This window comes from Belnapia mucosa, assembly GCF_016775475.1.
GTDB lineage: Bacteria > Pseudomonadota > Alphaproteobacteria > Acetobacterales > Acetobacteraceae > Belnapia > Belnapia mucosa.
Map to the genome: position 1 here is coordinate 576,826 of NZ_JAEUXJ010000002.1, position 12,647 is coordinate 589,472.

The 12,647-nt window shown below is 70.8% G+C and carries 11 protein-coding genes; 2 read left to right on the forward strand and 9 right to left on the reverse strand.

The genetic code is table 11. The annotated features are described in order from the left end of the window. Positions 1-3: 3 nt before the first annotated feature. The 4 genes from JMJ55_RS07335 to JMJ55_RS07350 form a co-directional block, all read right to left on the reverse strand. Positions 4-1,611, reverse strand: a complete 1,608-nt coding sequence (locus JMJ55_RS07335; protein WP_328702578.1) for an acyl-CoA synthetase — start codon at positions 1,609-1,611, stop codon at positions 4-6. Next, positions 1,604-2,812 carry an acyl-CoA dehydrogenase family protein gene (locus JMJ55_RS07340; protein WP_202824854.1) on the reverse strand — a complete coding sequence of 403 codons (1,209 nt, stop codon included), beginning with the start codon at positions 2,810-2,812 and terminating at the stop codon, positions 1,604-1,606. The genes JMJ55_RS07335 and JMJ55_RS07340 overlap by 8 nt, the downstream gene beginning before the upstream one ends. Positions 2,813-2,822: 10 nt before the next feature. After that, entirely contained in the window at positions 2,823-3,593 is a 771-nt protein-coding gene (locus JMJ55_RS07345; protein WP_202824855.1) for an SDR family NAD(P)-dependent oxidoreductase, read from the reverse strand. Between the two features lie 218 nt (positions 3,594-3,811). Next, positions 3,812-4,771, reverse strand: a complete 960-nt coding sequence (locus JMJ55_RS07350) for a Bug family tripartite tricarboxylate transporter substrate binding protein (RefSeq protein WP_202824856.1) — start codon at positions 4,769-4,771, stop codon at positions 3,812-3,814. Between the two features lie 58 nt (positions 4,772-4,829). On the opposite strand from JMJ55_RS07350, the gene JMJ55_RS07355 reads away from it, so the two are divergent. Beyond that, complete coding sequence (locus JMJ55_RS07355) at positions 4,830-5,741, forward strand: ABC transporter substrate-binding protein (RefSeq protein WP_202824857.1); 912 nt, start codon at positions 4,830-4,832, stop codon at positions 5,739-5,741. Here JMJ55_RS07355 and JMJ55_RS07360 read toward each other — a convergent pair. From JMJ55_RS07360 to JMJ55_RS07375, 4 genes are read right to left on the reverse strand one after another with little or no spacing between them, the layout of a single operon-like run. Next, a complete protein-coding gene (locus JMJ55_RS07360; RefSeq protein WP_202824858.1) occupies positions 5,722-6,672 on the reverse strand; it encodes a CobW family GTP-binding protein in 951 nt (316 codons plus the stop codon). The genes JMJ55_RS07355 and JMJ55_RS07360 overlap by 20 nt on opposite strands. After that, positions 6,669-6,944 carry a hypothetical protein gene (locus JMJ55_RS07365; RefSeq protein WP_202824859.1) on the reverse strand — a complete coding sequence of 92 codons (276 nt, stop codon included), beginning with the start codon at positions 6,942-6,944 and terminating at the stop codon, positions 6,669-6,671. The genes JMJ55_RS07360 and JMJ55_RS07365 overlap by 4 nt, the downstream gene beginning before the upstream one ends. Next, positions 6,941-8,371, reverse strand: coding sequence for an amidohydrolase family protein (locus JMJ55_RS07370; protein WP_202824860.1), 1,431 nt, complete (start codon positions 8,369-8,371; stop codon positions 6,941-6,943). The genes JMJ55_RS07365 and JMJ55_RS07370 overlap by 4 nt, the downstream gene beginning before the upstream one ends. Before the next feature lie 59 nt (positions 8,372-8,430). After that, complete coding sequence (locus JMJ55_RS07375) at positions 8,431-9,477, reverse strand: hydroxyacid dehydrogenase (RefSeq protein WP_202824861.1); 1,047 nt, start codon at positions 9,475-9,477, stop codon at positions 8,431-8,433. Positions 9,478-9,566: 89 nt separating this feature from the next. Between JMJ55_RS07375 and JMJ55_RS07380 the strand changes: the two genes are divergently transcribed. Next, positions 9,567-10,310 carry a sulfite exporter TauE/SafE family protein gene (locus JMJ55_RS07380; RefSeq protein ID WP_202824862.1) on the forward strand — a complete coding sequence of 248 codons (744 nt, stop codon included), beginning with the start codon at positions 9,567-9,569 and terminating at the stop codon, positions 10,308-10,310. A gap of 4 nt (positions 10,311-10,314) precedes the next feature. Here JMJ55_RS07380 and JMJ55_RS07385 read toward each other — a convergent pair whose 3' ends face one another. After that, positions 10,315-12,630: a xanthine dehydrogenase family protein molybdopterin-binding subunit gene (locus JMJ55_RS07385; RefSeq protein ID WP_202824863.1), complete on the reverse strand. Its 2,316-nt coding sequence runs from the start codon at positions 12,628-12,630 to the stop codon at positions 10,315-10,317. Positions 12,631-12,647 lie beyond the last annotated feature (17 nt).

Here is a 12,647-nt window from a genome sequence, read left to right on the forward strand (position 1 = left end):
AGGCTACACGCCCTGCAACCGCCCGCGCAGTTCGAATTTCTGGATCTTGCCGGTGGAGGTCTTGGGCAGCGGGCCGAAGCTGACGCGCTTCGGGCATTTGAAATGCGCCAGCCGCGCCCGGCACCAGGCGATCACCTCCGCCTCGGTCGGCGGCTCGGCGCCGGGGCGTGGGGTGACGAAGGCATGCGGCACCTCGCCCCATTTCGGGTCGGGCGCGGCGACGACGGCGGCTTCCATGATGGCGGGATGGGCATAGAGCACCTCCTCCACCTCGAGGGTCGAGATGTTCTCCCCGCCCGAGATGACGATGTCCTTCGCCCGGTCCTTCACCTCGATATAGCCATCCGGGTGCATCACCCCGAGATCGCCGGTATGGAACCAGCCGCCGGCGAAGGCCTGGGCATTGGCCTCCGGATTGCGGAGATAGCCCTTCATCACCGTATTGCCGCGCAGCATCACCTCGCCGAGCGTCCGGCCATCGGCCGGGACGGGGGCCATGCTGGCGGGGTCGATGACGGCGGCCTCCTCCAGCATCGGGTGGTTGACGCCCTGGCGGGCCATGAAGGCGGATTTCTCCGCCAGCGGCATCTCCTCCAGCCCTGGCTGCCAGAGGCAGATGGTGGCCGGCCCGTAGCACTCCGTCAGGCCATAGAGATGCGTCACGGCGAAGCCCATCGCCTCCATCCCGGCGATGACCGGCGAGGGTGGCGCCGCCCCGCCGGTGGCGATGGCGACCGGACCGGGGAGGGGGCGCTTCACCGCATCCGGCGCATGGATCAGCATGGTCAGCACGACCGGGGCGGCGCACATATGCGTCACGCCATGCCCGGCGATGGCGGCGAAGATCGCGCCGGGCTCGACCCGCCGCAGGCAGACATGCGTGCCGCCCTGCAAGGTCACGGCCCAGGTATAGGTCCAGCCATTGCAGTGGAACATCGGCAGCGTCCAGAGATAGACGCTGCGCGGCGTGAGGTTGAAGGCGAGCGCATTGGCCGTGGCGTTCAGATAGGCGCCGCGGTGATGGGTGACGACGCCCTTCGGATTGCCGGTGGTGCCGGAGGTGTAGGAGAGGCCGATCGCCTCCCACTCATCCTCCGGCATCCGCACCGGCGCGGCCGGGTCGCCGCCGGCGAGGAAGGCCTCATACTCGGTCGCGCCCAGCACCTCGCCATCCGGGGCCTCGCTATCGGCGATGTCGATGACCGTCATGCCCTCCGGCACCGCGCCGCGGGCGGTGCGGGTGAATTCGCGGTCCACCAGCAGCAGCTTCGCGCCGGAATGCCGCAGGATGAAGCCGATCGCCGCCGTATCCAGCCGGATGTTCAGCGTCAGCAGCACCGCGCCGGCCATCGGCACGCCGTAATGCGCCTCCAGCATCTCCGGCGTGTTCGGCGCCATGATGGCGACGACATCGCCTGGCGCGATGCCCGCCTGCCTCAGCGCCGAGGCGAGGCGCCGGCTTCGCTCCGCCATTTGGGCGTAGGTGGTGCGCCGCTGCCCGTGGATGACTGCGACCCGCCCCGGATAAATGCGCGCCGCCCGCAGCAGGAAGGAGATGGGCGAGAGCGGGACATGGTTGGCCGCGAGCCGGGGGAGGTCCGCGTCATCCACGGTCGGCGCCCCATTTGAAGAAATCCTTGCCCTGGCGGCGGAGGAAATTCGCCAGCACCATGCGATGCACCTCGCTCGCCCCATCCACCAGCCGCGCCTGGCGGGCATACCGGTACATCCACTCCACCGGCGTATCCTTGGAGTAGCCGCGCGCCCCCAGCAATTGCAGCGAGGTATCCACCGCCTTGTGCAGCGCATCGGCGACGACGACCTTCGCCATCGAGATCTCCTTCCGCGCCAGGCTCCCCTGGTCGAGCAGCCAGGCCGCGCGCATGGTCAGCAGACGGCCGATATCCAGCTCCATCGCCGCCTGGCCGACCAGCTGCTGCACCGCTTCCTTCTCGACGAGCTTGCTGCCGAAGCTGCTCCGCTGCTCGATATGCGCCATGGCGATCTCGAGCGCGCGGCGGCCCATCCCCGTCCAGCGCATGCAATGGGTGAGGCGCGCAGGTCCGAGCCGGATCTGCGTGACGCGCAGCCCGTCGCCCACGCCCATCAGCACATTGTCGTCGGTGACTTCGAGCCCGTCGAATTCCAGCTCGCAATGCCCGCCATGCTCCTCCGGCCCCATGATCGGGATGCGGCGGACGATGCGCCAGCCCGGCTGGTCGGCATGGAAGAGGAAGGCGGTGAGCCCCGTCCGGTCGTCATCCGAGGTCCGCGCCATCAGGATGAAATGCTTCGAGGTCTCGGCGCCGGTGATGTAGTGCTTGCGGCCGGTGATGACCCAGCGGTCGTTGCCGCGCCGCTCGGCCTTCGTGTAGGTCATCGAGGGATCGCTGCCGCAGCCATCCGGCTCGGTCATGGCGAAGCTCGACTGGACCTTGCCGTCGATGATCGGCTGCAGCCAGCGCTCCTTCTGCGCCTCGGTGCCGACCATGTTGAGCACGCGCATGTTGCCATCGTCCGGCGCCGCGCCGTGGAAGACGACGGGGCCGAAGATGCTGCGGTTCATCTCCTCGTAGAAGGCGGCGATCGCCACCATGGGGAAGCCGCCGCCGCCCCGTTCCTTCGGCAGGTTGAGCGCCCAGAGACCTTCGGCCTTGGCCTCGGCCCGCAGGCGCTCCAGCAGCGGCTTGGCGATATTCTCGTGCTCGTCATAGCTGGCGGGGTCGGCCTCCAGCGGGATGATCCGCTGCTCGACGAATTCGCGGATGCGGGCGCGGGTCGCCTCGACCTCGGGAGACAGGCTGAAATCCATGGTCGGCTTCCTAGAGAGCGTTGACGGAATGCCCGCCATCCACCACCAGCGCGGCGCCCGTCATGTGGGCGCCGGCGGGGGAGGCGAGCAGGAGGAGCGGGCCGGTCAGGTCATCGGGCTGGCCGAGCCGGCGCTGCGGCACCCGCTTGACCACCGCCTGCCCGGCCTCGGAGGCGAAGAATTCCCGGTTGATCGGCGTCTCGACATAGCCGGGGCAGAGCGCGTTCACCCGGATGCCATGGCGCGCCCATTCGACGGCGAGCTGCTTCGTCAGCTGCACCAGCCCCGCCTTGGCGGCGGTATAGCCGGCGACGCCCTGGAGGATGCGCAGGCCACCGATGGAGGCGATGTTGACGATGGCCCCGCCGCGCTTCGCCGCCACCAGCCGCCGCGCCGCCTCGGTCGCCACCAGGAAGCAGCCGCGGAGATTGACCTCCATCACGCCGTCCCAGTCCTCGGCGGTCTGCTGCAGGGCGGGTTTCGAGACGGCAATGCCGGCATTGTTCAGGATGATGTCCGGCACGGTGCCGAAGGCCGCCTCGGCGGCGTCGAAGGCGGCCGCCACGCTCTCGGCCCGCGCTACGTCCAGCGGCACCGCCACGGCGCCCTCGCCGAGCTCCGCCGCCAGCGCCTCGAGCGCTTCCACCCGCCGTGCCGCCAGCACCACCCGGGCGCCGGCGCCATGCAGCACCCGCGCGAAATGCGCCCCGAGTGCCCCCGAAGCCCCGGTGACCAGGGCCACCGAGCCCGCCAGTCCGAAGATCCCTTTCGGATCGACCATGCCGTCCCTCCCACTTGCCGGCACTTGACCACCGGGGCGGGGGAGGGGGCAAGCCAGGGGCCCGTCGGGCAAGGCCGGTCGGGTCGGTCCGACGGGTCTTTTCCGCCCCCGGTGCGTCGGCCGGCTTGCCGATGCAACCAGCATCGGCCGCGCCGTCCTTCTTCCGGGGACAAAAAATCCCTCGCCGGCCCTCAACCGCCGGCCTTGCCCGACGGGCCCTAACCCGGGTTCAGGTTCATCGCCGCCACGATCGGCGTCCAGCGCGCGATCTCGCGGGCCAGCAGCGCCTGGGCTGCCTCGGGCCGGGCATCCGGCCAAGTCTCGCAGCCGGCCAAGGCCAGCCTCTCCCGCACCGCCGGCTCGGCCAGTGCCCGTGCCGCGGCCCCGCGCAGCGCCTCCAGCGCCTCGGGCGGCGTGCCAGGCCGGGCAAACAGGATCTGCCAGATCGTCATGTCGTAGCCGGTGACCCCCGCCTCGGCGAGGCTCGGCAGGTCGGGCACCAGGGGCGAGGCCGCCTCGGTCGAGACCGCCAGCCCGCGGAGCTGCCCATCCCGCAGCAGCGGCAGGATCATGGTCGGGCTGTCGATGGTGAAGTCCAGCCGCCCGGCGACCACATCCTGCACCGAGGCCGCGGCCGCCCGGTAGGGCACGATGGTGAACTCCACCCCCGCCCGCTGCCGCAGCAGCTCGCCGGCCAGGTGGTTGCTGCCGCCGGGATTGGCGGCGCCGTAATTCGCTGCCTCCCGCCGCTGCCGCAGCCAGGCGAGCAGCTCCGGCACGGTCCGCACCGGCACCGAGGGGTTCACCACCAGCACGAAGGGCTGCCGCGCCACCAGGGCGAGGGGGGTGAAATCGGACATCGGGTCGTAGGGGAATTGCGGATAGATGGTCTTCATCACCGCATGGTTGTTGGTGCCGAGGAAGATCGTGTGCCCATCCGCCGGGCTGCGCTGGAAGGCGGTGGCGCCGACCGTGCTGCCGGCGCCGGCGATGTTCTCCACCACCACGGGCTTGCCCAGGATCGGCGCCATCGCATCGGCCAGCACCCGCCCGACGATATCGGTGACGCCGGCGACCGCGACCGGGATCACCAGCCGCACCGGCCGGCTCGGGAATCGCTCCTGCGCCAGGGCGGGGGCGGAAAGGAGGGAGGCGGCCAGCAGGGTGCGGCGATGCATGAGGGGTACTCCCGGGCGTGTGGCTTCCAGGGTAGCAAGGAATGCGCCAAGCTGGCGCATGGCCCTTGCCCCGATCACCCTCCAGGAACCCTTCCGCGCCGTCTTCTACGCGCCCTTCTATGCGGCGCTGGCGCGCGGCGACTATGCCGCCGAGGGGGTCCAGGTCACGCTCCGCACCGGCACCATCCCCGCCAACGCCAAGGATGCGGTGCTGGCCGGCCTTGCCGATCTCGCCTGGGGCGGGCCGATGCGCATCCTCCTCGCGCATGAGGCCGATCCCGCCAGCCCCCTGCGGAATTTCGGCGCGGTGGTGATGCGCGATCCCTTCTTCCTCCTCGGCCGCATGCCGCGCCCGGGCTTCTCGCTGCGCGACCTCGCCGGTCTTCGCCTCGGCACCGTGGCCGAGGTGCCGACGCCCTGGTGGACCCTGCAGCAGGATATCCGCGAGGCGGGGCTCGACCCCATCACGCTCACCCGCACCACCGGCCAGGGCATGGCGGCGAACCTCGCTGCGCTGCGCGAGGGGCGGCTCGACGTCGTCCAGCTCTTCGAGCCCTTCGTCACCGAGGCGGAGGAGAGTGACGCCGGGCATATCTGGCACAGCGCCGCCAGCCGCGGCCCGACCGGCTACACCACCTTCACCAGCAGCACCGAGCGCATGGCCACCCGCCGCGCCGAGTTCCAGGCCATGCTGCGCGGCCTCGCCCGCACCCTGGCCTGGGTCGGTGCCAGCCCGGCCGAAGCGCTGGCCGAGACCATCGCCCCCTATTTCCCGGACCTCGCCCCGGCGCGGCTGATCCGGTGCCTGGACCGATACAAATCCATCGGCCTCTGGACGCCCGATCCCTTCTACCCGGAGGAAGCCTTCACCCGGCTGGAACATGCGATGTTCACCGCCGGCGCCATCACCCGAAAGCCCGGCTTCGCCGCGACGGCCGACAACGGCATCGTCAGCGAAGCGCTGCGCTGACCTCGGCTTCGATCGCCGCCAGAAGCCGCGCCGGGAAATGGCGCGGGATGCCCTGGCCGATCAGCACGATCCGCGTCCGCCGGTCGCCGCCCGGCCAGTGCTCCAGCCAGTCCGGCGGATGGACAATATGCTGGATGGCATGCACCACCATCGGCCGCGACGGGTCCTCGGCCAGCGCCACCAGCCCCTTCAGCCGCAGCAGCCGCGTCCCGGCATGCTCGGCCAGCGCCTGCATCCAGAGGGTCAGGGCAAGGGCCGGGATGGGCTCCTCCCGCTCGATGACGATACTGGCGAGGCCGGCGCTGTGGCGTGCGGTCGGATCGGGCAGGGGGGCCGGGTCGCCGGGGGCGAAGAGCCAGTCCGGCTCGACCGCGCCGCGCACCGCCGCCCGCAGCGGCAGGCCGGGATGCAGCGCCTGCACCGCCTCTGCCACCGCCGCGGCATCGCCGAGATCGGGCTTGGTCACCAGCACCCGGTCGGCCAGCAGCACCTGCCGCCGCGCCTCCGGATGGCGGTCCAGCGCGCCGGCGCCATGCAGCGCATCGACCAGCGTCACCACCCCGCGCAGCCGGTGCGTCTCGGCGACGGCGGCATCGGTCATCAGCGCATGCAGGATCGGCGCCGGATCAGCGAGGCCGGAGGTCTCCACCAGCACCCGCGCATAGGCAGGAAGCTCGCCCGTGGCGCGCCGCCGCGCCAGATCCATCAGCGTTGCGGTAAGGTCGGTCCGCACCACGCAGCAGAGGCAGCCGGTCGAGACATTGACCAGCACCTCTTCGCTCGCAGCCAGCAATTCATGGTCGAGCGGCACCTCGCCGAATTCATTGACGATGACGGCGCTGTCCGCCCATGCGGGATCGGAGAGCACCCGCCGCAACAGGGTCGTCTTGCCCGCGCCGAGGAAGCCGGTGACGACCGAGACGGGTATCACGCGCCGGCCACGCGCAGCCGCCGCGCCTCGCCCTCGCCGGCGCCGACCGCGTTGCGGAGGCTGCGCAGCAGGCCGGTGACCGAGGTGCAGGGCCGCCGCTGCCCCGGCCGTTCCAGCCACCAGCGGATCGGTCTCTCGTCGTCCCTGGCCGCCTGAATGCGCAGCCCCATCCCCTCCAGCGCCACGCCGCCCTCGGCGATGGCGACGCGCCCCGGCACCTCCCAGAGCGCCAGCGCATCCGCCAGAAGGTCGCGCAGCTCCGGCGGCGTCACAGCGCCGCGCCGGCCCTGATCTCGTCCGGGATCTTGCGCGCCACCCATTGCCCGCCGCGGTCGTCGCCGCACCACCGGTCGCCCTCCACCACCACCTTGCCGCGCAGGATGGTCATGCTGGGCCAGGCATCCACCTGCCGGCCTTCCCAGGGGGAGTAGTCGCTCTCATGCATGGCCTCGGCCCGCACCTCGCGCCGCAGCGCGGGGTCGAGGATGCAGATATCCGCATCCGCCCCCGGCGCGATGCAGCCCTTCCGCGGATACATCCCCATGATCCGCGCCGCATTGGTCGAGACGGCATCGACGAACTGCCGCAGCGTGAAGCCGCGCTTGCCGACCATCTCGGAATACATCACCGCGACCCGCGGCTCGACGCCGGAATTGCCGCCGGTGGTGTCGTCGATCCGCTTGCCCTGCGTCTTCACCGCCAGCGAGCAGCAGAGCTCATCCGTGGCGACGCAGTTGATCGTGCTGTCCATCGCGCCGCGCCACAGCTCGTCCTGGTCGGCCTGCGACTTCAGCGAAGGGTAGGTGTGATACATCTGGCCGTTCGGCCGCTTGTAGTCTTCCTGCGTGTAGAGCATGTACTGGTGCAGGCTCTCGCCATAGGCCGGCTGGTTGCGCGCCCGCGCCTCGCGGATCGCCCGCACGCCGTCGCCCGCCGAGACATGCAGCATATAGAGCGCCGTGCCCGGCACCCGCTCCGCCAGCCGCAGCACGCGGCGGAAGGAGAGGTCCTCCGACAGCGTGTTGTGCACCTCCGCCATGTTCTCGAAGCCTGCGCGGCCCTCGCGGAACAGCTTGGCATACATGTGCATGACGATGTCGTTGTCCTCGGCATGGATGACGCCGAGCCCGCCCTTCCGCGACAGCACCTGGAAGACTTCCCAGATATCGCCGAAATCGACCATCCGCCCCTTGCGGCTCGGGGTGATGTCGGTGGTGAAGATCTTCACCGAAGCATGCCCCGCCTCGATCGCCTCGGCGAGCTGGCCGGGGATTTCGGGCGGGAGGTCGCCCTCGACCATGGTGTGCAGCGCCCAGTCGCAGGCGCAGCCATCCGCCTGCCAGGCCACCATCCGCTCCTCGATCGCGCCCTGCACGGTCTTGCCATGCATCCAGCGGGTGAAGTCGATGATGGTGGTGGTGCCGCCGAACAGCGCGGCCTTGCCGACGACCGAGGGGCCCTGGGTCAGCGTCGGCGTGCCATCCGGCACCACCACCGGCCAGAGGCAATGGGTATGCGGGTCGATCCCGCCCGGCATGACGATCTTGCCGCCCGCATCCACATGGCGGGCGCCCGACGGCACCGGGAAAGCGCCACGCTCGGCGATGGCGACGACCTTGCCGCCACCGATCGCCACATCCGCCGGCCCGATCGCATGCGGCGTGACGACGCAATCCCCGCTGATGACCAGCTCGACCATGACCCATCCTCCCCCGCAGCGGCAGCCCCATGCTGCCGCCGGTGGCGGCGATGGGCAAGCTAGCGGGCGAGGGGACGGCCGAAAGCCGCTTCCCAGCGCGTGGCGAAGCGCGGCACCACATCGGGGTTGATGATGCGCGGCGGCAGCCGCCCCTCCGCCGCATCGGCGAAGGCCAGCGCCGCGATCCGGGTGATATTGGCCCGGCTTTCCTGCGTCACCCCCGCCGTGTGCTGGGTGAGGATGACATTGTCCATCTGCAGCAGCGGGTGCGAGGGCGGCGGCGGCTCCTGCGCCCAGACATCGAGCCCGGCTGCCGCGATATGCCCGCTCGCCAGCGCTTCGGCCAGCGCCGGCTCGTCATGGATATGGCCGCGCGCGGTGGTGACGAAGATGGCGCCGCGCTTCATCCGCGCGAAGCTCGAGGCGCTCATCAACCCACGGCTCTCAGGCGCGAGGGGCAGGTGCAGGCTGACCACGTCGCTCTCGGCCAGCAGCTCCTCCATCTCCACCTTGCGGGCGCCGCGGGCGGCGATGGTCGCGGCATCCAGATAGGGGTCGCAGGCGAGGACCGGGCAGCCGAAGGCGAGGCGCACGATCTCCGCGACGCGCGTCCCGACATGGCCGATTCCGACCAGCCCGACGGTCCGCCCGCGCAACTCCCGGCCCATCAGCGTCTCGCGCTTCTGGGCGCGGCCGGCGCGCATCGCGGCCTGGGCCTCGGGCATCCGCTTCAGCAGGGCCAGCATCATGCCGACCGCATGTTCCGCCACGCCTTCTGCATTGCCGCCGGCCTGGTTCACCAGCAGCACGCCCGCCTCGGTGCAGGCCTTGGGGTCCACCGTGTCGTAGCCGGCGCCGGTGCTGCCGACCATGAGCAGCCGCGGCAGCTTCGCCAGCAGCTCGTTCGTGACATGGAAGGGCCGCGGCAGCTCGTCGCGGGAGGCCATGCAGTAATAGCCGTCCATCTCCTGCAGGGCCGCCAGCACCTGCGCCTCCGGCTGGTCGAGCGGGATCCGCGTCACCTCCAGCGCCGCGCAGCCCGCCGCCGTATCGAGGAAGGCCTGGTGCGGCAGGTGGGAGAGGTAGCCGAGGCGGAAGCGACGCATGGAGTTTCCCCGATTGGTCCTTGGCCCCGGTTGTATCCCCCGCCACCCCGGGCGAAAACCCAGGCGCTGACAGGTCAGGGATGTGCCGGGTGACATTCGGGTTGGCCATCGTGATCTTCGGCGGGGCGCTGGCGGGCTTCATCCAGGGCGTCTCCGGCTTCGCCTTCGGCCTGGTGGCGATGGCCTTCTGGTCCTGGGCGCTGGAACCGGCCATCGCCGGGCCGCTGGTGGTCTTCTGCTCCCTCATCGGGCAGGCGATGGGGATGCGGCTGCTGAAGCTCTCGGCGGTGCCGCGGGCCATCCCCTTCATCCTGGGCGGGATTCCCGGCGTGCCGGTCGGGGTCCTGCTGCTGCCGATGGTGGATCCGCGGCTGTTCCAGGCGGGGCTCGGGGCGCTGCTGATCCTCTGGTGCCCGGCGATGCTGCTGGCGGCGCGGCTGCCGCGCATCACGATCGGCGGGCCGGTGGCGGATGGGGTGGCAGGCTTCCTGGGCGGCGTGATGGGCGGCCTCGGCGGGCTGCCTGGGCCGATCCCGACCCTCTGGTGCGTGCTGCGCGGCTGGGACCGGGCGACGCAGCGAGGCGTCTTCCAGCTCGTCTTCCTCAGCATGCATGTGATGACCATGGCCGGCTACCTGCTGACCGGCACCGTCTCGGCCCGCGCCGCCTGGCTGTTTCCGGTGATGCTGCCGATCGTCATCGCCACGGCGCTGCTCGGCGCCGCGGCCTATCGTCGGCTCGGCGATGTCGGCTTCCAGCGCGTGGTGCTGGCGCTGCTGGCGGCCTCGGGGGTGGCGCTGCTGGCCGGGAGCCTGCCGAAGCTGTTGCTCTGACGCCTCAGGCCGCCATCTGCCCCTCCAACACCCGCCAGACCTTCTCCGGCGTCACCGGCATGTCGATGTGCCCGACCCCGAGCGCATCGCAGACCGCCGAGACGATGGCCGGCGGCGCGCCGCAGGACCCGCCTTCGCCCGCTCCCTTCACGCCGAGATCGTTGTTCGGGCAGGGCACCACATGGAAGCCCAGCTCGAAATCCGGCGCATCGGAGGCGCGGGGCATGCAGTAGTCCTGGAAGGTCGCGGTCAGGAACTGGCCGCTCTCCCGGTCATAGAGCGCATGTTCCAGCAGCGCCTGGCCGATCCCGCTCATGATCCCGCCATGCGACTGGCCATGCACCAGCATCGGGTTGATGACGTTCCCTACGTCGTCCACGGCCGCATAGCGCACCAGCGCCACCTGCCCGGTCTCCGGATCGATCTCGACCTCGGCGACATGGCAGCCATTGGGGAAATTGCATTCCGTGTTGCGGGTATAGAGAAGCTGCTCGTCGAGCCCGGGCGTCTCCCCCTCCGGCGGGGTCTGGGCGAGCTGGTAGACCCGCTCCCAGCCGGCCTGGAGGTCGGTCCCCGCCACGCGGAAGACGCCGCGGTCGAATTCCACATCCTCCACCGCCGCTTCCAGCAGATGCGCCGCCAGCCGGCGTCCCTTGGCGACCACCAGCTCCGCCGCGCGGGCGATGGCGACGCCGCCCATCTGCGAGCTGCGCGAGCCACCGGTGCCGTTGCCCTTCTCGACCACATCCGTGTCGCCCTGGACTAGCCGCACCTTCTCGAACTCGACCCCGAGCCGGTCATGCAGCACCTGGGCATAGGCCGTCTCATGCCCCTGGCCATGGTTGAAGGTGCCGACGGTGACCGAGACGGTGCCGTCCCGCTCGAACCGCACCCGCGCCCATTCGCTCGGCTGCCCGCCCGAGGCCTCGATGAAATAGCCGAGGCCGATCCCGCGCCGCTTGCCGCGCGCCGCCGCCTCCGCCCGCCGCGCCGGGAAGCCGTCCCAATCAGCCAGTTGCAGGGCCCGCGCCTGGGTCTCGGCGAAGAGGCCGCTGTCGATGGCGTTGCCGACCACGTTCACGTAAGGAATCTGCTCCGGCCGAATGTAATTGCGCCGCCGGATCTCCTCCCGCCCCAGGCCCAGCTCCGCCGCGCCCAGGTCGAGCAGCCGTTCCAGCACATAGGCCTGTTCCGGCCGCCCGGCGCCGCGATAGGCATCGGTCGGCGAGGTATTGGTGAAGACGCAGCTCACCTGCGCATTCAGCGCCTGGATGTCATAGACCGTGCCCATGATGCGCCCCCCGGCGACGGTCGGCACCCGCGGCCCGAAATCCTGCAGATAGGCGCCCATGGCGGCGAAGGTGCGGATGGTGGCGCCGGTGATGCGGCCGGTCTCGTCGAAGCCCATCCGCGCCCGCGTCACATGGTCCCGCCCATGCGGGTCACACACAAACGTCTCGCTGCGGTCGCTGGTCCATTTGACCGGCCGCCCGACCTTCCGCGCCGCCCAGAGCACCATGCCGCTTTCGGGGTGGATCTTGCCGCGCAGCCCGAAGCCGCCGCCGACATCGGGCGAGACGACCCGCACCTTCTCCTTCGGCACCTTGAGGATCAGCCGCGCCAGCCCGTCCTGCACCCGCATCACGCCCTGGGTCGGCGAATGCAGCGTGTATTGCCCGCCCGCCCGGTCGTATTCGCCGATTGCGACGCGCGGCTCCATCGGGTTGCCGACCAGGCGGTTGTTGACCAGCTCCAGCTCGACGGTCCTGGCCGCGGCGGCGAGGCCGGCCTCGGCCTCCGCCTCCCGCCCGCTATCCCAGAGCACGCAGAGATTGCTGCCATTCTCCTCCCAGAGCAGCGGCGCGGCGGGATCGAGCGCGCCGGCGGTCTCGGTCACGCTGGGGAGGATGTCGTAGTCCACCTCGATCAGCTCGGCGGCGTCCTGCGCCAGGGCCCGCGTCTCCGCCACCACCAGCGCCACCGGATCGCCGACGAAGCGCACCTTCTCGGTCTGGAGGATCTCGCGCGGGGTCGAGAAGAGCTTGGTGCCGCCCTTGCCCGGCACCTCCACCATCACCGGGAAATGCCCGATCCCGTCCTTGGCCGCGTCCAGCCCGGTCAGCACCGCCAGCACGCCCGCCGCCGACAGCGCCTCCACCGTATCGATCGAAAGGATGCGGGCATGGGCATGGGGGGAGCGCAGGACATAGGCATGGGCCTGACCGGGGCGGTTGATGTCGTCGGTATAGGTGCCGCGCCCGGTCAGCAGCCGAACATCCTCCTTGCGCCGCACCGGCTGGCCGATCCCGAATTTGTCCATGGTGCTGCCCCCTCCGC

Bases quoted from the DNA above. Each gene is read 5' to 3' on its own strand.
- JMJ55_RS07355 (WP_202824857.1), top strand. From the start codon at position 4,830: ATGGCCCTTGCCCCGATCACCCTCCAGGAACCCTTCCGCGCCGTCTTC.
- JMJ55_RS07340 (WP_202824854.1), bottom strand. From the start codon at position 2,812: ATGGATTTCAGCCTGTCTCCCGAGGTCGAGGCGACCCGCGCCCGCATC.
- JMJ55_RS07370 (WP_202824860.1), bottom strand. From the start codon at position 8,371: ATGGTCGAGCTGGTCATCAGCGGGGATTGCGTCGTCACGCCGCATGCG.
- JMJ55_RS07350 (WP_202824856.1), bottom strand. From the start codon at position 4,771: ATGCATCGCCGCACCCTGCTGGCCGCCTCCCTCCTTTCCGCCCCCGCC.
- JMJ55_RS07385 (WP_202824863.1), bottom strand. From the start codon at position 12,630: ATGGACAAATTCGGGATCGGCCAGCCGGTGCGGCGCAAGGAGGATGTT.
- JMJ55_RS07375 (WP_202824861.1), bottom strand. From the start codon at position 9,477: ATGCGTCGCTTCCGCCTCGGCTACCTCTCCCACCTGCCGCACCAGGCC.
- JMJ55_RS07345 (WP_202824855.1), bottom strand. From the start codon at position 3,593: ATGGTCGATCCGAAAGGGATCTTCGGACTGGCGGGCTCGGTGGCCCTG.